The organism is Saccharothrix sp. NRRL B-16314 (genome assembly GCF_000716595.1).
Classification (GTDB): Bacteria; Actinomycetota; Actinomycetes; order Mycobacteriales; family Pseudonocardiaceae; genus Actinosynnema.
Genome location: NZ_JNXC01000010.1, coordinates 39372 through 59766 on the forward strand (window position 1 = coordinate 39372; position 20395 = coordinate 59766).

Below are 20395 nucleotides of genomic sequence, written 5' to 3' on the forward strand. Positions count from 1 at the left end.
GGCTCCCTCACCGAAACGGGTCGGCCGCCGCCGGCGATCCGGTAGGCAACACCCCACGGCTAACCACGGCAGGTGATCGCGCATGCGTCCGGAGGACGTCGTCGAACTGCGGGTGCACGGGGTGTCCGGCACCCCGCCCGAAGCGATGCTGGGCGACCCGTTCCCCACCCCGGTGGCCGGTGACGACGTCGCCCGGTTCCTGCGGGCGGGCAAACCGGCTCGGGCCCTGTCCAGCGGGCGCACGCGCACGGTCGAGGCGTTCCACTGGGGCCGGTTCACCTCGGGCGGCGCGAGCCGGGCGCTGTGGCTGGTGCTGATCCCGTTCGCGATCCTCAACCTGGCCCGGTACACGCTGCTCGGCGCGAGCCGGTTCGCCGAGGCGGTGCTGCGGCTGCTCGGCCTGGTGCTGACGTGCATGCTCGTCACGTCGATGGCGTACGTGTCGCTGGAGCTGCTGGTGCGGCAGTGCGCGGGCGCGGTGGCGTGCCGCACGGCCAACCTGGGGTTCTTCGACGGCTGGCCGTTCGGGGCGATGCTGCTGGTCGGGCTGGCGCCGCCGCTGCTGGTGATCACCACGCTGTGGTGGTTCGGCCGGCAGACGTTCCTGTACGAGCCCAAGGGCACCCACCACGTGTGGGAGACCCGCACGGGCAGCCTGGGCGACTACGCGTTCTGGCACACGTCGCCGCGCACGCCCGTGCTGCGTGACGCGCACGTGGCGGCGGCGTGCGTGGTGGTGGGGGTGCTGTACGCGGGCGCGTTGCGGACGGAGCAGCCGGACCGGCCGTCGGACGTGCTGTCGTGGTCGGTGATCGGGCTCGGCGTGCTCGTGCTGGCGTGGGCGGTCGGGTGCGTGGTGATGTCGCCGGACCGGCGGAAGGTGAACTCGCGGGCGTTGAAGTGGGCGTCGGTGGCGTACCTGCTGGTGGCGGTCGGTGCGGCGACGGCGTTCCTGTGGCGGCTGCCGACGTACGCGAGCGGCGGGGTGACGCCGCTGGCCGGGTTCGAGGCGGTGACGAACGTCCTGGGCGCGCTGGCGATGCTGCTCCTGGTCGTCCTGTTCGGCGCGTGCGCGCACCTGCGGCGCTCGAAGCGCGGTGTCGAGTTGATGGTGGCGGACAAGCGCTTCCGGCCCATGTGGCACGGCTACGCGGCGGTCGTCATCGCGGCGCTGGCCACCACGCTGGCGGTCGGGTTCAGCGGCGGGCTGGCGTACCGGGTCGTGGAGTGGGTCGGCGACCCGGTGCCGGACGCGGGTCGGCGGGGGCTGGTGCTGAGCACGAGCTACCTGGTCGGCGCGGGGCTGTGGGGCGTGCTGGCGATCGCGTTCCCGCTGCTCCTGGCGCCGGTCGTGGCGGCGATGGTGCGGCAGGTGTCCAGCGCGATCGTGTTCGCCGCCGGGTCCGCGGTCGCGGGCGTTGCGGTGGCGCTGCGGTGGACGTCCGTGCCGGGCTGGGCGTTCTGGGTCGCGGCGGTTGTCGCCGGTGTGCTGTACGCGATCGGCGCGGTCTCCTGTCTACGACATCCGGTAGGAGCGGCGATCAGGGCGGGCGTGCTGGGCGACTACCCGGGCCGCCCGGACCGGCCGGGCATCCGCAAGGTCGCGTTCACCCAGCGGCTGGCGTCGGCGAAGTACCGCTACCACTGGCTGCTCGGCGCGATGGCGCTGCTCGGCGGCGTGCTGGTGGCCGCTGGCGGCGGTGTCGCCCTCGCCCGGCTGGCGCACCCGGCCTGGCGAGCCGCGTCGCCGTCGGGACTGGTGGACTGGCTGTCGAGCCGCCCGGCGCAGGACTTGGGCGCGTTGGGGAGCCTCGTGGTGTCCGGTCTCGTCGTGGTCCTGCTGCTGTTGGGCGTGCGGACGTGGCAGAGCGCCCGCATGCGCACGGCGGTCGGCATCGTGTGGGACCTGGTGGCGTTCTGGCCGCGGCTGGCGCACCCGATCTGCCCGCCGCCGTACGGGGGCCGCGCCACCATCGAGCTGACGTCGCGCGCGGTCCGGCTGGCCGGCCACCACGACGTGGGCGCGGTGGTCCTGTCCGGGCACAGCCAGGGCAGCGTCGTGTGCTTCGCCGCGTTGTCGTTGCTGCGCGGGGAGAGCGAACGCCCGGACCCGACCGACGGCGAGCGGTACATCCGGCAGGCGGACGCCGTCGCGGCACTGCGCCGGGTCGGCCTGGTCACGTACGGCTCGCAGTTGCAGTGGGCGTACTCACGGCTGTTCCCGCACTACCTCGGCCACGCCGAACTGGCCGGGCTGCACGACGCGCTCGGTGACCGGTGGTGGAACGTGCACCGGTCGACCGACCCGTTGGGCGGGCCGGTGCAGGTGTGGCCGGAGACGGCGGACGAGCCGCTGTACGCCGGGCAGAAGCTGTGGGGTTTCCGGTGCGGCAACGACGTCCGGTTGCGCGACCCGGAATTCCTCGACCCGGACCCCGACATGGTCGCCTCGCCGTTGCGCGGGCACAGCGACTACTACGACGACCCGGTGTTCGACGAGGTGGTGGCGCGGGTGGCGGAGGCCGTCACGACACCGCGCACGACCGTGGTGATCGGCGGTCTCGCGCTGTCCGGTGACCGGATCGGTCCCTGAGCCCTCGGGGTCTTTAGAGTTCCTGGCGTGCCGCTGACCATCCGCCGTGCCACCGCCGAGGACGTCCCCGCGATCGTGGCCATGCTCGCCGACGACGAGTTGGGCGCGCTCCGCGAGTCGCCGGCCGACCTCGCGCCGTACGAACGGGCGTTCGCGGCCATCGACGCGTCCGGGCACGAGGTGCTGGTGGTGGCCGAGCAGGACGGCGCGGTGGTCGGCACGCTCCAGCTGACCGTGCTGCACGGGCTGTCGCGGCGCGGTGCGTCGCGGGCCCAGATCGAGGCCGTGCGGGTCGCCTCGACGTCACGCGGTGAAGGCCTGGGTGAGCGGCTGGTCCGGTGGGCCGTGGAGGAGGCCGCGGCCCGCGGGTGCGCCATTGTGCAGCTGACGTCCGACAAGGGCAGGGCCGACGCGCACCGCTTCTACCGCCGGCTCGGTTTCGCCCAGTCCCACGAGGGCTTCAAGCTGGCGCTGTCGTAGCGCGGGGTAGGTTTCGGCGGGTACGTCCGCTCTACCGGGAAGATCCGATGATCGAAGTCCTCGCGACCGCGTTGACGGTCGTGGCCCTCGTCGCGGCCGGGTGGTCGCTGGTGCTGGCCATCGCCAACCGGCCGATCACGCTCGCCACCAAGCCGACCCTGGCCCTCGCCGGGGTGGTCGTGCTGCTCGAAGTCGGCCTGCTGGCGCAGGCGGTCGTCGGCGTGGTGAACGCGGTGGGCGCCGACCGGGAACTGGACCGGGCGACGTTCATCGGCTACCTGGTCGGTGCCGCCGTGGTGCTGCCGCTGGGCGCGTTCTGGTCCCTCGCGGAGCGGTCGCGGTGGGGTGCCGGGGTGTTGACCGTGGCGTGCCTGAGCGTGCCGGTCATGATCCTGCGGCTGAACGAGCTCTGGGGTGCTCATGGCTGAGTCGCCGGAGTCGCTGCGGGAGACGACCCGGTCGGGGCCGGGGCGGTTGCTGATCGCGGTGTACGGGATCTTCGCCATCGCCGCCACGGCAAGGTCGGCGGTGCAGCTCGCCACCCGGTTCGGGCAGGCGCCGCTGGCCTACCTGCTGTCCGCGTTCGCGGCGGTCGTGTACGTCGTGGCCACGGCCGCGCTGGCCGGTGTGGTGTCCCGTCGGGTCGCCTACCTGGCGTGCGGGGTCGAGCTGGCCGGGGTGATCGTCGTCGGCGCGGTGAGCCTGGTGTTCGCGGACGCGTTCCCGGACGCCACCGTGTGGTCCGACTTCGGTGGCGGCTACGGCTACGTCCCGCTCGTGCTGCCCGTGCTCGGCCTGCTCTGGCTGCGGCACACGGGTGGGCGACACCCGTCGGCAAGCTCCTGAGCAGCAGCGTTCCGGATCGCGGTGCGAGGAACTTCGGGAAGCCGAAGGCCTTGGTTGAACCGGCGGGGCAGCTGACCGCGTAGTGCGGGCGAGCCGCCGGGAACGTTCCGGCGGCCGATCCGTGGCGGCGGCTGTGACCAAGGCGTCCGGCAGGGTAACGCCGCCGTGGGTGGCCGGAGGCCGGGGGCTCGCTCCCGGCCTCCGTGGCCAAGATCACCAGTGCGGGCGCATCGCTTCGCGGACCGCGTCCGACCACGTCGCGGGTCACGTCAGGGCATGTCCGGGTCTGTCCCGATGGTCGGGAAATCAACCCATGGCTGAGCCGGTTCTCAGGTGGCGTGTGCGAGCGTTCCCACATCCGCCCGCGGTACCCCCATGCGATGGCGCATGAGCCGGTCCGCTCACCAAGGAGATTCCCACGATGTCCGTGCTGGCTCGGCTGAGCCTGGCCAACCGAAGTCTCGTCGGGCTGTTGAGCCTGCTCGTGATCGGTTTCGGTGTGTTCTCGCTGCCCTCGATCAAGCAGCAGCTCTTCCCGTCCATCGAGTTGCCCGCCGCCGTGGTCATCGCGGCCTACCCCGGAGCGTCGCCGGACCTGGTCGACGGCCAGGTCGCCGAGCCGATCCAGTCGGCCGTGCGCGGCGTCGAAGGTGTCGAGCAGGTGCTCACCCGGTCCGGGGAGAGCTCCGCCACGGTGCAGGTGATGTTCACCTACGGCACCGACATCGACGCCGCCGTGGCCCAGATGCAGCAGGCGGTGAACCGGCTCCAGCCGCGCCTGCCGCAGGGCGTCGAGCCGACCGTCGCCCAGGGCAGCACCGACGACATCCCGGTGATCGCGCTCGCCGCGACGTCCGGTGACGACGACATCGCCGCCGCGGCCCGGCTGCGCGCCGAGGTCGTCCCCGGCCTGGAGGCCATCGCCGGCGTGCGGGAGGCCACGGTCAGCGGTGAACGCGACCGCCAGGTCACCGTCACCGTCGACTACGCCAAGCTCGGTGCCGCCCGGGTCGAGCCGCAGGCGTTGACCGCCGCGCTGACCACGGCCGGCGCCGTCGTGCCCGCGGGCACCGTGCCCAACGCGGACAAGACGCTGACCGTGCAGATCGGCAGCCCGGTCGGTTCCGTCGACGACCTGCGCGGGTTGCTGCTCGCGTCGCCCGCCGGTCCGGTGAAGCTCGGCGACGTGGCCGCGGTCGAGTCCTCGCCCGAGGCGGCGACCGTGCTGACCCGCACCGACGGCCAGGCCACGCTCGGCGTGAGCGTGACCATGGCGTCCGACGGCAACGCGGTCGAGATCTCCCGCCAGGTGCGCGAGAAGCTCGACGAGTGGGGCGAGGCGGCCGACTCGAAGCTCACCGTCGCGTTCGACCAGGGTCCGCAGGTGGAGAAGGCGATCAGCGGCCTGACCACCGAGGGCCTGCTCGGCCTGCTGTTCGCGGTGATCGTGATCCTGCTGTTCCTGCTGTCGGTGCGGTCGACGTTGGTGACGGCGGTGTCGATCCCGCTGTCCGTGGTGGTCGCGCTGATCGCCCTGTACACCGGTGACCTGTCGCTGAACCTGCTCACGCTCGGCGCGCTCACCATCGCGGTCGGTCGGGTGGTGGACGACTCGATCGTGGTGCTGGAGAACATCAAGCGGCACCTCGGGTACGGCGAGGAGAAGGAACGCGCGGTGCTCGACGGCACGCGCGAGGTGGCGGGCGCGGTGACCGCGTCCACGTTGACGACGGTGGCGGTGTTCCTGCCGATCGCGTTCGTCGGCGGCATCGCCGGCGAGCTGTTCGGGCCGTTCTCCATCACGGTGACGGTGGCGCTGCTGGCGTCCCTGCTGGTGTCGCTGACGATCGTGCCGGTGCTGGCGTTCTGGTTCCTCAAGCGCCCGGCCGTGCCGGCCGACCCGGAAGCGGCGGCGCAGGCGCGGCAGGCGGCGCTGGAGAAGGAGAAGCGCAGCCTGTTGCAGCGCGCCTACGTGCCGGTGCTGAAGTTCGCCACCACACGGCGCTGGGTGACGTTGCTGATCGCCGTGCTGATCTTCGGCGGCACGCTCGGCCTGGCCGGCTCGCTCCAGACCAACTTCATCGACAACGCGGGCGGCACCGCGTTGCAGGGCTCCCAGAAGCTGCCGCCCGGCAGCAGCCTCACCGCCCGGGACGACGCGGCGCGCAAGCTCGAAGGCGTGCTGGCGGAGGCCGACGAGGTGGAGACGTACCAGGTCACCGTCGGGACCGACAACAGCCTGGCCGCCTTCGGTTTCGGCGGCAACGGCGACACCAGCGTGCGCGCGACGGTGCGTGAGGGCACGGACCTGGAGGCGTTGCAGACCAGGTTGACCGAGCAGTTGAAGACCACGCCAGGCGCCGGCGAGGTGGCGTTCGGCGCCGCCGCGTCCGGGTTCGGGTCGGACACGATCGACGTGCTGGTCACCGCGCCCGACGAGGCTTCGCTGCGGGACGCGGCCGACCGCGTGCAGCAGGTCGTCACGGGCACGCCGGGTGTCGGCGAGGTGACCAACGACCTGTCGGTGAGCGCGCCTCGCGTGCAGGTGACCGTGGACCAGGCCGCGGCGGCGGCGCGCGGGCTGAGCGGGCAGGTCATCGGCCAGTTCGCGGCGCAGGCGTTGCGCGGTGTGCCGGTGGCGCAGCTGCCGATCGACGGGCAGTCGCAGCAGGTCGTGCTGCGGACCGGTAGCGCGCCGGCGGACGTGGACGCGTTGCGCGCCTTGCCGTTGCCGGGCGGGGTGACGTTGGGCCAGGTCGCCTCGGTGTCCGTTGTGGACGGTCCGGTGCAGGTCCGGCGTACCGACGGTGCGCGCAGCGCGACGGTGTCGGCGAAGGCGACCGGTTCGGACCTGGGTGCGCTGACCGCCGAGCTGACGTCCCGGCTGAACGCCCTGGACCTGCCTTCCGGTGCCACGCACAGCCTCGGTGGCGTGTCGGCCGACCAGGCCGAGACGTTCGCCGACCTGGGGCTGGCCATGCTGGCGGCGATCGCGATCGTGTTCCTGATCATGGTGGCCACGTTCCGCAGCCTGGCCCAGCCGCTGATCCTGCTGGTGTCCATCCCGTTCGCGGCGACCGGCGCCATCGGTCTGCTGCTGCTCACCGGCACCCCGCTCGGCCTGCCCGCGTTGATCGGCATGCTGATGCTCGTGGGGATCGTGGTGACCAACGCGATCGTGCTGATAGACCTGGTCAACCAGTACCGGAAGGACGGCATGCCGGTGCGGGAGGCGGTGATCGAGGGTGGCCGGCGGCGTCTGCGCCCGATCCTGATGACCGCCGCGGCGACGATCTTCGCGTTGCTGCCGATGGCGCTCGGCATCACCGGCGAGGGCGCGTTCATCGGCAAGCCGCTGGCGATCGTGGTGATCGGCGGTCTGATCAGCTCGACGCTGCTCACCCTGGTGCTCGTGCCGACGCTGTACTCGATGGTCGAGGGCCGCAAGGAACGCCGCCGGGAGCGGAAGACCGAGCAGCCCGTGGAGGTCCGGGAGCCGGTCTCCGTCTGAGTTCCGCCGGTTCTGCCGGTTCGTTGGTCCTGCCGGTTCGCCGGTTCGTCGAAAGCCCCGCCGCCGTTCGGCAGCGGGGCTTTCTTCGTCGGTCCACAGCGCCGTTCCGCTTCACCGGTTGATCAGTCCTCGGTACGGCTCGCAGAACCTCGTTCCGGTCGTCGGCGGCGGAGATCGGCCTGTACGACAATCATCGGGTGATCACGATGAGCCCGGTGCTGGAGCGCGGGGTCGGGCACTGCCCGTTCTGGGCCGTCGAGCCGGGGGAGTTCCACCTCACCGTCCCGCGCACGCCCACGCCGGCGCAGGTCGGGGAGTTGGTGTGGGCCATGGTCGGCGGGGTCGACGACGTGGACCGGGCGTCGGGCGCGGTCGAGGCGGTGGACGCCTTCCTGGGCGGTGACGACGACGCGTTCCACGTTCCCGGTGGCCTCCGGGTCGCGTCGGGCGACGTCGTGGTCCAGCCCGGGTGCTGCATCGGGCTGGAGGAGTGGCGCGACTGGCTGGACGTCCTGGCCGGCGAGGTGGTCTGGCTCGGTCACAGCCCGGACGTCCGGGTGGAGCAGTTCGGTCCCGTGGTGCGAATCTGGCGTGACGAGGACCTGGTGGACCCGAAGTTCACCGGGCCGCACGTCGACATCCCGCGCGCCGCCCTGCCGGCGCTGCTCCGGGACGTCCGGCTCGACCTGGTCGGGTTCCTCGACGCCCTGGGCCCGTGGGCGCGGTCCACGGTGCCGGCGCGGGCCGACCGGCTCGTCGCGGCGGTGGACCGGCGGCTGGTGATCAGCGCGCCGCTCTGATCACTTCCGGGCGCCGTAGCGGAGACCGTCGATGAGCAGCGTGACCATCCGTCGCGTGTAGCCCTGGTCGTCCTGGGCCGGTCGGGTCAGGTTGGCGGTGGCGCGCAGCAGGTCGTACGGGTCGACGTCGGCGCGGACCTCGCCGGCTTCCGCCGCGGCGTCGAGCAGGTCGCGGAGCACGGGCACGAAGCGCTGCTGGAAGTAGGCGGGCAGACCGGCGTAGGCCGGGTCGCCGGAGTGCAGGGCGGTGCTGAGCCCGTGTTTCGTGCCGATGAAGCCCGTGAAGCGCCACAGCCACCGGGTCAGGGCTTCGAGCGGGTCGTGCTCGGCGGCGAGGGCCGGCGCGGCGTCGGCGCAGGCGTCGACCTCGTGGCGGTAGACCGCGGCGATGAGGTCGGAGCGCTGCGGGAAGTGGCGGTAGAGCGTGCCCGCTCCCACGCCCGCCTTGGCGGTGATCTGGCGCACCGGCGCGTCCACGCCCGAGGCGGCGAAGACTTCCGCGGCGGCCGTGAGCAGGGCGTCGGTGTTGCGCTGCGCGTCGGCGCGCACGCGCTTGCCCGGCGGCTCCCCGGCCACGACGGCGTCGGCTTCCTCGCTCACGGCACCCTCTCCTTGCTAAACGGAACACTGTTCCGTATTGTCGAAGTCGAACACTGTTCCGTTTGTGTCAGCGTAGCGCGCGCACCCCGGCACCGGCCAAACGCACGAGGAGACCCATGAAGTACCGCACCCTGGGCCGCACCGGGATCAAGGTCAGCCCGTACTGCCTCGGCGCCATGATGTTCGGCGCCGTCGGCAACCCCGACCACGACGACTCCGTCCGCATGATCCACAAGGCGCTCGACGCGGGCGTCAACTTCGTGGACACCGCGGACATCTACTCGCACGGCGAGTCCGAGGAGATCGTCGGCAAAGCCCTCAAGGGCCGCCGCGACGACGTCGTGCTGGCCACCAAGGCGCACCTGTCCATGGGGGACGACCCCAACCGGATGGGCAGCTCGCGGCGCTGGCTGGTCCGCGCCCTGGACGACTCCCTGCGCCGCCTCCAGACCGACCACGTCGACCTGTTCCAGGTGCACCGGCCCGCGCCGGACACCGACGTGGAAGAGACGCTGTCCGCCCTCACCGACCTCATCCGCGCCGGGAAGGTGCGGGCCATCGGCTCCTCCACCTTCCCCGCCTCCGAGATCGTGGAGGCGCAGTGGGTCGCCGAACGGCGCGGCCTGGCGCGGTTCCGCACCGAGCAGCCGCCGTACTCGATCCTCGACCGGGGGATCGAGAACGAGGTGCTGCCCGTCTGCGAGCGCTACGGCATGGGCACGCTCGTCTGGAGCCCGCTCGCCCAGGGCCTGCTCACCGGCCGCTTCCGCAAGGGCACGGGGACCGAGAGCCGCCGGGCGCGCTTCAAGCACATGACCGACGAACGTCGCCTCGACGCCGTGGAGCGGCTCGTCCCCGTCGCCGAGGAAGCGGGGATGTCGTTGACGCACATGGCGATGGCCTTCGTGATCGCCCACCCCGGCGTCACGTCCGCCATCATCGGCCCGCGCACCGAGGCCCACCTGGACGACCTGCTCGCCGGCGTGGACACCGTGCTGGACGACGACGTCCTCGACCGGATCGACGCCATCGTGCCGCCCGGCTCGGGCGTCGGGGCGCTGGACATGGACTACCGCACCCCGGCCATCCTGCAACCACAGTTGCGCCGCCGTCCGACCGAAGACCGCTCCGCCGCCTGACCCCACCCGGCCGCCCCGTCGTCCACAGTGGACGGCGGGGCGAACCGTGGGAGCGCTCGGCGTACAGGTCTTCCTGCGGTGCCGCTCCCGGTGGAACCGCTGTCCCGTGCGTAGCAGACGCCTGCGGCGACCGTGCCGAGGTCAACTCGGTGGTGGCTGACGGATTCGGCCTGGTACGGCAGCCGCACAGTGTGATCTGAACAATCAGCGGTGGGGTGCCGGTGGACCGGCAAGCGCTGCCAGTTGGTCCACCACTTCGGCCAGTGGCTTCCGGGTGTCGATCTCCCTCGTGGCCGACGACCGGAGCAGCGGCTCGATCCCGGTTGTGTCAGCCATGATCCGTTCGCGTTCCTCGGTGGTTTTCCCGAAGGGGTTGTCGTCGCGGTTGGCGATGCGGTCGAGCATCACCGCCACGGGCGCGCTGAGCAGGACGATTTCGTCGAACCGGGAATGGAACCTGCCCTGGTTCCACACTGTGCCCGCGATGAACAGTGGCTCACCCGAACGCTCGTGGTCCGCGATCAGCGCGTCGATCCGGTCCTCGCGCCACTGCGGCTCCGTACCGGTGCCATCGGGGCGCGGGATGTGTTCGATCCACCCTCCGAGGTCGGTGTCCACCACCCGATATCCCCGCTGTTCCAACCGGCCCAAAGCCGTCGATTTCCCCGTGCCGGACATACCTGTCACCAAGATCACCGCCACGTGTTCATCGTATGGCGCGGCAGTTGAAGCCTTGGGTGTTTGAGGCGTTGCCGCTGGTAGTGGCCTCGTCGGGCGCGGGTCAGGGTGGCGCCCCGCTCGGTGTGGGCGGTGACGGCGAGGACTGCGGCGGCGAGCACGGGCAGGGTGATGTGCCGATGCCGGCCGTCGCAGCGCGCCCCGGAGGACCGGTCAGGCGCCGGGCTCGTAGGCCAGGTTCGGGCGCAGCCAGCGCTCGACCTCGGCCAACGGCATCCCGCGCCGGCGTGCGTAGTCGACCACCTGGTCACGGCCGATCCGACCCACGGTGAAGTAGCGGGACTCCGGGTGGGCGAAGATCACGCCGCTCACGCTCGCCGCCGGCGTCATGGCGAACGACGTGGTCAGCGCCATGCCGATCTCCTCGGCCTTGAGCAACGCGAACAGGTCCTGCTTCTCGCTGTGGTCCGGGCTCGCCGGGTACCCCAGCGCCGGCCGGATGCCGCGGAAGCGCTCGGCGTGCAGGTCTTCCAGCGCCGGGTCGGCGTCCGGCTCGAACCAGTCCCGCCGGGCATGCAGGTGGGTGTACTCGGCGAACGCCTCGGCCAGCCGGTCGGCCAGCGCCTTCACCATGATCGACCGGTAGTCGTCCTGCTCGGCCTCGTACCGGGCGGACAGCTCCTCGGCGCCGTGGATCGTCACCGCGAAACCACCCAGGTGGTCGCCCTCGGGCGCGATGTAGTCGGACAGGCAGCGGTTCGGGCGGCTCGCCGGCTTCTTCGTCTGCTGGCGCAGCATCGGCAACCGGACGCCACCGCCCACCACGATGTCGTCACCCTCGCTGTGCGCGGGCCAGAAGCCGTACACGCCCTTCGCCCACAGCGACCCGTCGGCGATGATCTGGTCCAGCATGGCGTTCGCGTCGTCGAACAGCTCCTGCGCCGCCGGGTTGGTCTGGAGGATCTTCGGGTACTTGCCCTTCAGCTCCCAGGCCAGGAAGAAGAACGTCCAGTCGATCATCTCGCGCAGCTCGGCCACCGTCGGCTCGACCACCCGCAACCCGGTGAACGCGGGCGTCGGCAGCTCCTCGAACGACACCACCTCGGCGTTCGCGCGGGCCTGCTCCACCGTCAGCAGCGGCGTGCTCTGCCGGTTCTCGTGCTCCTCGCGCAACCGCTGCTGCTCCACGCGGTTCGACGTGTCGAGCTCCTCGGCGCGGTCCCGGTCCAGCAGGGCCGACACGACGCCCGCCACCCGCGACGCGTCCAGCACGTGCACGGTGGTCTGGTCGTACACGGGGGCGATGCGGACGGCCGTGTGCTGCCGGGACGTCGTCGCGCCGCCGATCAGCAACGGCAGCTTCATGCCCCGGCGCTGCATCTCCGCGGCCACCGACACCATCTCGTCCAGCGACGGCGTGATCAGCCCGGACAGGCCGACCGCGTCCGCGCCCTCGGCGATCGCGGTGTCCAGGATCTTCGCCGCGGGGACCATCACGCCCAGGTCGACCACGTCGTAGTTGTTGCAGCCCAACACCACGCCGACGATGTTCTTGCCGATGTCGTGGACATCGCCCTTCACCGTGGCCAGCACGACCTTGCCGTTGCCGCGGGTGGAGCCGGAGGCTTCCTTCTCCGCGTCCATGTACGGCTCCAGGTGCGCGACCGCGCGCTTCATCACGCGCGCGCTCTTCACCACCTGCGGCAGGAACATCTTGCCCGCGCCGAACAGGTCGCCGACGACCTTCATGCCGTCCATCAACGGCCCCTCGATCACGTCGAGCGGGCGCTTGGCCTCCAGCCGGGCCTCTTCGGTGTCCTCGATGATGAAGTCCACGATGCCGTGCACGAGAGCGTGCTCCAGCCGCTTCCCGACCGGGCCCTCGCGCCACGACAGGTCGATCTCGCGCTTCGTGCCCGACCCGGACACCGTCTCGGCGAACGACACCAGCCGGTCGGTCGCGTCCGGGCGGCGGTCGAACAACACGTCCTCGACCAGCTCCAGCAGGTCCTTCGGGATGTTCTCGTAGACCGCGAGCTGACCGGCGTTGACGATGCCCATGTCCAGGCCCGCGCGCACACCGTGGAACAGGAACGCCGAGTGCATCGCCTCGCGCACGGTGTCGTTGCCGCGGAACGAGAACGACAGGTTCGAGATGCCGCCGCTGATCCGCACGCCCGGACAGCGCTTCTTGATCAGCGGGACGGCGTCCAGGAACGCCTTGGCGTAGCCGTTGTGCTCGGCGATGCCGGTGGCGACGGCCAGCACGTTCGGGTCGAAGATGATGTCCTCGGCCGGGAAGTCCGCCTTGCGCGTCAACAGGTCGTACGCGCGACCGCAGATCTCCACCTTGCGCTCGACGGTGTCGGCTTGGCCCTGCTCGTCGAACGCCATCACCACGACGCCCGCGCCGAAGTCGCGGATGCGGCGGGCCTGGGAGAGGAACTGCTCCTCGCCCTCCTTCAGGCTGATCGAGTTGACCACGCCCTTGCCCTGCACGCACCGCAGCCCGGCCTCCAGCACCGACCACCGCGAGCTGTCGATCATGATCGGCACCCGGGCGATCTCCGGCTCGGTGGCGATCAGGTTCAGGAACGTGGTCATCGCCTGCACGCTGTCGAGCAGGTCGGCGTCCATGTTCACGTCCAGCAGGTTCGCACCGCCGCGCACCTGCTCCAGCGCGACGTCGACCGCCGCCTGGTAGTTGTCGCTCTCGACCAGCCGGCGGAACTTCGCCGAACCGGTCACGTTGGTGCGCTCGCCGATCATCACGAACCCGGTGTCCGCGCTGATCTCGAACGGCTCGAGCCCGCTGAACCTGGTCCGGTCCGGCACCTGCGCGATCGGGCGCGGCTTCATGTCCTTGACCGCCGCCGAGATGCGCGCGATGTGCTCCGGCGTGGTGCCGCAGCAGCCGCCGACGACGTTGACCACGCCCTCTTCGGCGAACCCGTGCAGCAGCGCGGCGGTCTCGTCCGGGGTCTGGTCGTAGCCGCCGAACGCGTTCGGCAGGCCCGCGTTGGGGTGGCTCGCCGTGTACGTGCCCGCGATCCGGGACAGGTCGGCGACGTGCGGTCGCATCTCGGCCGCGCCCAGCGAGCAGTTCACGCCGACGACCAGCGGCTCGGCGTGCGCGACGGAGTTCCAGAACGCCTCGACCGTCTGCCCGGACAGCGTCCGGCCGCTCAGGTCGACGATGGTGACGGAGATCCACAGCGGCAGGTGCGGCGCGACCTCGCGGGCGGCGGCGACGGCGGCCTTGGCGTTGAGCGTGTCGAAGATCGTCTCGATGAGGAGGAGGTCGACGCCGCCCTCGGCGAGCGCGCTGATCTGCTCCGCGTAGGTGGCCTGGACCTGGTCGAACGTCACCGTCCGGTACGCCGGGTCCTCGACGCGGGGTGAGAGCGACAGGGTGACGTTGAGCGGGCCGACGGAACCGGCGACGAACCGGCCGCCCGCCTCGTCGGCGGCCTGGCGGGCGAGCTGCGCGCCGCGCAGGTTCATGTCGCGCACCAGGTGCTCGAGGCCGTAGTCGGCCTGCGCGATACCGGTCGCGGTGAACGTGTTGGTGGTCGTGATGTCCGCGCCCGCGGCCAGGTACTGGCGGTGGACGTCGAGGATGACGTCCGGGCGGGTCAGGTTGAGCAGGTCCGGGTCGCCGGTAACGTCGTGCGTGTGGTCGCCGAGGAGATCGCCGCGGTAGTCCGCCGGGGTGAGACCGGCGGCTTGGAGCATCGTGCCCCAGGCGCCGTCCAATACCGCGACGCGCTGGTCCAGCAGCTCTCGCAGGGCGTTTTCCGACACGCAACCTCCCAGTTTCGGGAGGCGCCCTTACGGTCTTGCAGCCCTGGCCGAGCGTGGCGGGCCGTTGCCCGTTGCAGCGCCTCTCGGTCGGGTTCCCGATACTAGCGAATCCCGTGATTCTGGTCGGACCCGCCCACTGGGTGGGACGTCGTCGGAAAGCGCGTTGAGCGGGCGATCACGACCTCCAGGGTCCGCGGGCCGTGCACGCCCTCCACGCGTTCCAGTTCGATGTCGCTGGTCGCGGATGGTCCGCTGATCCACGTCTGGGTGCGCACGCCCGCGAGCGCCGCCACCGCGTCCGGCACACCCGCCACCACCTGCTCCGCGCGGACCACGACGAGGTGGTAGTCCGGCACGAGGGTGAGCGCGCGGGGGCCCTGGTCGGCGGCGTCGTGGTCGAGGACGATCGTGCCGGTCTCGGCGATCGCCACGTGACACGCGGTCACCACGGCGTCGGTCCGTTCGAGGGTGTCGACGGTCACCGCGCCGCGAACCACCTCCACGCGGTCCGGCTGGTCCGGCAGGTTCGACCACCCCGCCGGCGTCCCCGGCGCCGCCACCACCCGCCGCACGCCCCGCTCAAGCAGCGCGGCGGCGATCGTGGTGGCGACCTGGTCCGCATCGACCACCCGCACCCGTGCCCGGTAGTCGCGCAGGCGCTCCGCGAACAGGTCGAGGTCACCCGCCCCCCGCGTGCCCGCCGCCCGGTACTCGCGGGGGACCGACACCGGCCCTTCCGGACCCTTCGCCCGCCTGACCCGGGCCAACACCTCGTCACGCGCGCTCATCGGGTCTCCCACCAGTCGCGGAACGTCTGCTTCGGCGGCAGGGGCAGGTCACGGGCCGCCGACCACCCGGGCAGCGGCACGTGGCGGCTCGCCAGGCGGCCGAACTTCCCCAGCCGGATCAACCGACCCCACCGCCGGGCATCCGACATCACCCAGCTCAGGGCGCGCATCGCCGTCGACTCCGGTGTCGTCCGCTTCGACTCGGTGACCCGCGACCGCAGGTGCACCAGCATCGACGGGATGTCGATCGCCACCGGGCACACGTCGTAGCAGACACCGCACAACGACGACGCGAACGGCAGCGTCGGATTGCGGTCCACGCCCGTGAGCTGCGGCGACAGCACGGCGCCGATCGGGCCCGGGTAGGTCGACCCGTACGCGTGACCGCCGGTGCGCTCGTACACCGGGCACGAGTTGAGGCACGCCGAGCACCGGATGCAGCGCAACGCCGCCCGCCCGTCCGGATCGGCGAGGGTCGCCGTCCGACCGTTGTCCACCAGCACGACGTGGCTGGTCTGCCCCTCGGTCGGCCCCGTCCACACCGACGTGTACGGGTTCATCCGCTCACCCGTCGACGACCGGGGGAGCAGTTGCAGGAACACCTCGAGGTCGCGCCACGACGGCACCAGCTTCTCGATCCCCACCACGCTGATCAACGTGCGCGGCAGGGTCAGGCACATCCGGCCGTTGCCCTCGGACTCCACCACCACCAGCGCGCCGGTCTCGGCCACGCCGAAGTTCGCGCCCGAGATGGCCACGTCCACCGTCATGAACTTCTGCCGCAGGTGCCGGCGGGCCGCCTCGGCCAACGCGCGCGGGTCGTCGGTCAGGTCGGGGTCGACGCCGGGCATCTCGCGCCGGAACACGTCCCGGATCTCGGTCCGGTTCCGGTGGATCGCGGGCACCAGGATGTGGCTCGACTTGTCGTTGCCCAGCTGGACGATCAGCTCCGCGAGGTCGGTCTCCACCGCGTGCACCCCGGCGTCCGCCAGCGCCTCGTTCAGCCCGATCTCGACCGTGGCCATCGACTTGACCTTGATGACCTCGCGCGTGCCGGTCGCCTTCACCAGGTCGGTGATGATCCGGTTCGCCTCGTCCGCGTCCCGCGCCCAGTGCACGTGCGTGCCCCGGCTCGTCAACGCCTCCTCGAACCGGACCAGGTGCTCGTCCAGGTTCGCCAGCACCTCGTCCTTGATCGCCGCACCGGCCGCGCGCAGCTCCGCCCAGTCCGGCAGCTCACCGACCACGCCCGCCCGCTTGGTCCGGATCGTCGTGGTGGCCTTGGCGAGGTTGCGGCGCAGCTGGGCGTCGCCGAGCGCGCCGCGGGCTGCCTTGGGGAACGGCGTGCCGGTCAGGTTCCCGCCGCCGGCGGGCATGCCGAGGAAGGTCATCGCGCGTTCTCCAGCACCTGGGCCAAGTGCAGCGTGCGGACGCCGCTGCGCAGCCTGCTCAGGCCGCCGCCGATGTGCATCAGGCACGACGAGTCGCCCGCCGTGAGCACGTCCGCCCCCGTGCTCAGCACGGCGCTCGTCTTGTCGCCGAGCATGGCGGTCGACGTGGCCGAGTTCTTGAGCGCGAACGTGCCGCCGAACCCGCAGCACGTCTCGGCGCCGGGCAGCTCGACCAGGTCGATGCCCTCCACCGCCCGCAGCAACTGGAGCGGTTTGTCCCGCACCTTCAGCATCCGCAGCGAGTGGCACGTCGGGTGGTAGGTGACCCGGTGCGGGAAGTACGCGCCGACATCGGTCACCCCGAGCACGTCCACCAGGAACTCGGACAGCTCGAAGGTGCGCTTGGCGGTGTCCTCGGCGGCCTCGGCCAGCTTGGGGTCGCCGTGCTTGCGGGCCACGTCGGCGTGCTGGTGGCGCACCGACCCGGCGCACGACCCGGACGGCGCGACGATCACGTCCGCCTGCTCGAACGCGTCGACGTGGTTGCGCACGAGCGGCAGCGCCTGGCCCTGGTAGCCGGTGTTGACGTGCATCTGGCCGCAGCACGTCTGCCCGGACGGCACGACCACCTCGTGGCCGAGCCGTTCCAGCAGGTGGACCGTGGCCTTGCCGACGTCCGGGAACAGCGCGTCGACCAGGCAGGTGACGAACAGCGCGACTCTCACGGCGGTGAGTCTAGGCTCTGTGGCCTGACCACACCAGAGCTGTGGTCTGACCACAGGACGGAGGTGGCCGGGTGTCCGGGTACGGCGCGGTGCTGCGGCACGTCGAAGCCGAGCTGACCGCGGGTCGGCTCGGCGTGGGGCAGCAGCTGCCCGCGGAGCGCAAGCTGGCCGAAGACCTGGGCGTCAGCCGGGCCACCGTGCGCGAGGCGATCCGGGTGTTGCAGGCGATGGGCGTGGTGCGCAGCGGTGTCGGCTCCGGGCCCGACGCGGGCACGACGGTCATCGCCGACCCGGCCGGTGGCCTGGGCGCGGCCCTGCGCCTGCACCTGGCCACCCGGAGGCTGCCGCTGGCGGACCTCGTCGGCACCAGGGTCATGATCGAGAGCCACTCGGTGCGCGCCGCCGCGGCGGTGCCGGACCACCCCGACCTGGCCCGCGCCGCCGACCTGCTGGCCCGCATGGACGCGCCGGACCTCGACGCGGACGCGTTCCACCAGCTCGACGCCGACTTCCACGTCGCCCTCACCGCCGCCGCGGGCAACGCGGTGAACACCGCGATCATGGCCGCGCTGAGGGACGCCATCCACCGCACCGTCCTGGACGCCGTGCAGGCGCTGCCCGACTGGTCCCGCACCGCCGTCCGGCTGCGTCGCGAGCACCGGTCGATCCTGCGCGCGATCCAGGCGGGCGACGGCGACCTGGCGGCCACCAGGGTGACCCGTCACGTCGAGGGCTTCCACCGCGAGTGGGTCCGCCACGCCACACCGTGAACGCGGGAGCCCGGTCCCCGGGAGGACCGGGGACCGGGCTCCACCTAGCTCGTCCGCCGCCTCTCGACCCGGGCGAGCAGCACCAGCGCGGCGCAGATGAGCACCACGTTCTTCAGCACGAACTCGCCGCTGGTGGTCAACAGCAACGGGTTGCCCTCCGTCATCACGAGAGCCGGCGCCTGGACGAAGACCACGAACGTCCCCGCCAGGTGCACCGCCACGGCGACCAGCGCCAGCCGCGGCAGCCGCCCGATCAGCAGCACCGCTCCCAGCGCGACCTCGAACCACCCCAGCGCGGGCACCAGGAACCCCGGGTCCACCCACGGCACGGCGGCGCTGACGAGGTACCCGACCGGCGAGGAGCCGATCACCTTCAGCACGCCGAACCACACGAACACGACACCGATCGACACGCGGAGTGCCGGCGACGCCCAGCGGTCGAGCTGTTCCCCGACGGCGGTTCTCTCCTTCACACGGTTCGACATGTCAGTCCCCCAACGGATTCAGCAGGTCGGCTTTGCCCTCGAAGGCGAACAGCAGCAGGTCGGTCATCCGGAACGTCTGCGCGTCGGGTCCGAACGCGGGCCGCCACGACGGCTCGCGGACGATCGACGTGTGACTGCCCTCGATGGCGCGGTGGAACACCTCGGCCACGATCCGGCCGCCGACGGGCCCGAGCAGACCGCCGTGGAACTCCGCCTCCCGCAGGATGTAGAGCCACAACGGGGTCGCGGTGGTCACCGCGGCCTTCTGCGCGTCGGTCAACGAGTCCAGGGACGCGCCCCGGTCGCCGACCAGGATCTGCTCGGCGCTCAACGGCTCGACGCCCAGCAGCTCCGCCATCTGCTGCCCGCCGGCCAGCCGGACCATGTCCGCCCTGGCCAGGTTGCGGAACGCCAGGTTGCGCTGGATCTCCGGGAACGCGGTGCCCCGACCGTCGAACGTGCCCGCCGGCAGCTGGGTCAGCGGGTTCACCACCAGGCTGTCGAGCCTCTTGGTGAGGTTGCCGCCGTCCGCGGTCGGCGGCGCCAGGTCCGGCCGGTCGGCTTCGGTGAAGTCGTACAGCCGGCGGAAGTCGGCGATCCAGTTGGTGGGCAGGGTGTCCAGCGTGCCCGAGTTCGGGTTGTCCAGGTCCGGCAGCCGCGACCCGGGGTCGAAGTTGCCCGAGGTGCCGGTGAAGACGAACAACAGGAACAGCGTGGCGACACCGCCGGGACCGGCCGTGTTGAACACCCGGTTCCACTGGTACGCGCCCCGGATCATGCTGTGGCCCAACCGGTACGCCGCCACCGAGAACTCCAGCGGCATGGTCGGCTGCAACCCGTGCGGCGACTGCCCGCGGCCCGGCGCCTCGAAGAAGCGCCGACCGTTGGCGAACACGTCGTCCACGATCGCCGGGTCGACGATCCGCGGCAGGAAGTCGGTGCGCAGCACCCACTGGTAGTGGCGCACCACCTGCTCCCGCGCCGCGGCGAACAGCCGCCGCCCGGTGAGCCCGCGCAGCGCCAGTTCGTCCACGACCCGGTTGTGGAAGCGGATGAACGCCAGGTGCGTCTGCGCGACCGCCAGGTTCTCGTCGTTGCGGGTGTCGGGGATGAGCGGCTTGCGCCGGTCCGCCCCGGTCACGCCCGCACCGCCGAACCGCGGCAGGTCGAACCCCTCCAGCGCGACGTTGACCCGCTCGTCCGGGAACGCCACCGGTGAGGTCGTGCCGACCTTGAGCTTCACCCCGTCGCGGGCGTAGAACACCCGGTGGTCGCGGTCCTCGGGACCGCGGCCGTACACGGAGTCGAGGTCGAGGGCCGGTGAGCGGCCCTGCACCAGGTCACCGAGGTTCACGTCGTCGCCCAGCTGCGACTCCGTGCGGTCCATGGTCAGGTCGTGGTCGACGAACTGACCGAGGTACGTGAAGCCCGCCGGGACCGGCGGGTTCGCGGAGTCCGGCTGTGGCACGTCCGCCGTCATGGCGGTGGCGAGCGCGATCCGGGTCTCCTCGTCCAGCGGCGTCCCCTCCGGCCCCAGCCGCGAGAAGCGGAACCGGCGCAACTCCTCCACGGTGCGCGGACGGCGCTTCGTCGCCACGCCGTCGCGGTCGAACTCGAGCACTCCCTCGCCCACGACGAAGAAGCTGTTCGAACCGTGCTTTTTCATAGACCCCCCCAGGCCTGTGATTTCCCGGGTGACCCGGGCAGGACGAACGCACCCCCTGTGGTCGCCCCGTACTACACAAGTGCGCGGTCTTGTCCATCGGATACATGGCCTAGCCGATT

16 protein-coding genes and 1 riboswitch are annotated in these 20395 nt (G+C 71.7%); of the genes, 8 read left to right on the forward strand and 8 right to left on the reverse strand.

The features are described 5' to 3' along the window. Positions 1-82 precede the first annotated feature (82 nt). The 6 genes from OQ02_RS17355 to OQ02_RS41025 all read left to right on the forward strand — a co-directional run bounded on the left by OQ02_RS17355 (position 83) and on the right by OQ02_RS41025 (position 8230). Positions 83-2593 carry a hypothetical protein gene (locus tag OQ02_RS17355; protein ID WP_051772446.1) on the forward strand — a complete coding sequence of 837 codons (2511 nt, stop codon included), beginning with the start codon at positions 83-85 and terminating at the stop codon, positions 2591-2593. Positions 2594-2626: 33 nt separating this feature from the next. Beyond that, the gene (locus tag OQ02_RS17360) at positions 2627-3073 is read left to right on the forward strand and encodes a GNAT family N-acetyltransferase (protein ID WP_081915733.1); all 447 of its coding nucleotides are present in this window, start codon (positions 2627-2629) and stop codon (positions 3071-3073) included. Between the two features lie 47 nt (positions 3074-3120). After that, entirely contained in the window at positions 3121-3501 is a 381-nt protein-coding gene (locus tag OQ02_RS17365; RefSeq protein WP_033439506.1) for a hypothetical protein, read from the forward strand. Continuing rightward, complete coding sequence (locus OQ02_RS17370) at positions 3494-3919, forward strand: hypothetical protein (protein WP_033439608.1); 426 nt, start codon at positions 3494-3496, stop codon at positions 3917-3919. The genes OQ02_RS17365 and OQ02_RS17370 overlap by 8 nt, the downstream gene beginning before the upstream one ends. Before the next feature lie 421 nt (positions 3920-4340). Further along, positions 4341-7430, forward strand: a complete 3090-nt coding sequence (locus OQ02_RS17375; protein ID WP_033439507.1) for an efflux RND transporter permease subunit — start codon at positions 4341-4343, stop codon at positions 7428-7430. A 197-nt stretch (positions 7431-7627) separates the two neighbouring features. After that, positions 7628-8230 carry a hypothetical protein gene (locus tag OQ02_RS41025; RefSeq protein ID WP_051772447.1) on the forward strand — a complete coding sequence of 201 codons (603 nt, stop codon included), beginning with the start codon at positions 7628-7630 and terminating at the stop codon, positions 8228-8230. Here OQ02_RS41025 and OQ02_RS17385 read toward each other — a convergent pair whose 3' ends face one another. Further along, on the reverse strand, positions 8231-8830 hold the full coding sequence (locus tag OQ02_RS17385; protein ID WP_033439508.1) for a TetR/AcrR family transcriptional regulator: 600 nt from the start codon (positions 8828-8830) through the stop codon (positions 8231-8233). Between the two features lie 116 nt (positions 8831-8946). Here OQ02_RS17385 and OQ02_RS17390 point away from each other — a divergent pair, with 116 nt between their 5' ends. Further along, a complete protein-coding gene (locus OQ02_RS17390; protein WP_033439509.1) occupies positions 8947-9969 on the forward strand; it encodes an aldo/keto reductase in 1023 nt (340 codons plus the stop codon). A gap of 204 nt (positions 9970-10173) precedes the next feature. Here OQ02_RS17390 and OQ02_RS17395 read toward each other — a convergent pair whose 3' ends face one another. From OQ02_RS17395 to OQ02_RS17415, 5 genes are all read right to left on the reverse strand, one after another. Then, the gene (locus tag OQ02_RS17395; RefSeq protein WP_231500083.1) at positions 10174-10671 is read right to left on the reverse strand and encodes an AAA family ATPase; all 498 of its coding nucleotides are present in this window, start codon (positions 10669-10671) and stop codon (positions 10174-10176) included. Between the two features lie 189 nt (positions 10672-10860). After that, positions 10861-14451: a methionine synthase gene (gene metH / locus OQ02_RS17400; protein WP_197043379.1), complete on the reverse strand. Its 3591-nt coding sequence runs from the start codon at positions 14449-14451 to the stop codon at positions 10861-10863. A 12-nt stretch (positions 14452-14463) separates the two neighbouring features. Beyond that, positions 14464-14542, reverse strand: a riboswitch (S-adenosyl-L-homocysteine riboswitch). 10 nt (positions 14543-14552) lie between these two features. Beyond that, positions 14553-15239, reverse strand: a complete 687-nt coding sequence (locus OQ02_RS17405) for a LutC/YkgG family protein (protein WP_051772448.1) — start codon at positions 15237-15239, stop codon at positions 14553-14555. Next, on the reverse strand, positions 15236-16630 hold the full coding sequence (locus OQ02_RS17410; RefSeq protein ID WP_033439512.1) for a LutB/LldF family L-lactate oxidation iron-sulfur protein: 1395 nt from the start codon (positions 16628-16630) through the stop codon (positions 15236-15238). The genes OQ02_RS17405 and OQ02_RS17410 overlap by 4 nt, the downstream gene beginning before the upstream one ends. Further along, positions 16627-17355: a (Fe-S)-binding protein gene (locus OQ02_RS17415; protein WP_033439513.1), complete on the reverse strand. Its 729-nt coding sequence runs from the start codon at positions 17353-17355 to the stop codon at positions 16627-16629. The genes OQ02_RS17410 and OQ02_RS17415 overlap by 4 nt, the downstream gene beginning before the upstream one ends. A 71-nt stretch (positions 17356-17426) precedes the next feature. Between OQ02_RS17415 and OQ02_RS17420 the strand changes: the two genes are divergently transcribed. Next, positions 17427-18125: a FadR/GntR family transcriptional regulator gene (locus OQ02_RS17420; protein WP_033439514.1), complete on the forward strand. Its 699-nt coding sequence runs from the start codon at positions 17427-17429 to the stop codon at positions 18123-18125. 44 nt (positions 18126-18169) lie between these two features. Here the strand turns inward: OQ02_RS17420 and OQ02_RS17425 are convergent, their stop codons facing one another. Together OQ02_RS17425 and OQ02_RS17430 are read right to left on the reverse strand one after the other, a co-directional pair. Further along, positions 18170-18610 carry a DoxX family protein gene (locus OQ02_RS17425; RefSeq protein WP_033439515.1) on the reverse strand — a complete coding sequence of 147 codons (441 nt, stop codon included), beginning with the start codon at positions 18608-18610 and terminating at the stop codon, positions 18170-18172. 1 nt (position 18611) lies between these two features. Continuing rightward, positions 18612-20276, reverse strand: a complete 1665-nt coding sequence (locus tag OQ02_RS17430) for a peroxidase family protein (protein WP_033439516.1) — start codon at positions 20274-20276, stop codon at positions 18612-18614. Between the last annotated feature and the right edge of the window lie 119 nt (positions 20277-20395).

Bases quoted from the DNA above. Each gene is read 5' to 3' on its own strand.
- OQ02_RS17355 (WP_051772446.1), top strand. From the start codon at position 83: ATGCGTCCGGAGGACGTCGTCGAACTGCGGGTGCACGGGGTGTCCGGC.
- OQ02_RS17365 (WP_033439506.1), top strand. From the start codon at position 3,121: ATGATCGAAGTCCTCGCGACCGCGTTGACGGTCGTGGCCCTCGTCGCG.
- OQ02_RS17370 (WP_033439608.1), top strand. From the start codon at position 3,494: ATGGCTGAGTCGCCGGAGTCGCTGCGGGAGACGACCCGGTCGGGGCCG.
- OQ02_RS17375 (WP_033439507.1), top strand. From the start codon at position 4,341: ATGTCCGTGCTGGCTCGGCTGAGCCTGGCCAACCGAAGTCTCGTCGGG.
- OQ02_RS17390 (WP_033439509.1), top strand. From the start codon at position 8,947: ATGAAGTACCGCACCCTGGGCCGCACCGGGATCAAGGTCAGCCCGTAC.
- OQ02_RS17405 (WP_051772448.1), bottom strand. From the start codon at position 15,239: ATGAGCGCGCGTGACGAGGTGTTGGCCCGGGTCAGGCGGGCGAAGGGT.
- OQ02_RS17410 (WP_033439512.1), bottom strand. From the start codon at position 16,630: ATGACCTTCCTCGGCATGCCCGCCGGCGGCGGGAACCTGACCGGCACG.
- OQ02_RS17425 (WP_033439515.1), bottom strand. From the start codon at position 18,610: ATGTCGAACCGTGTGAAGGAGAGAACCGCCGTCGGGGAACAGCTCGAC.
- OQ02_RS17430 (WP_033439516.1), bottom strand. From the start codon at position 20,276: ATGAAAAAGCACGGTTCGAACAGCTTCTTCGTCGTGGGCGAGGGAGTG.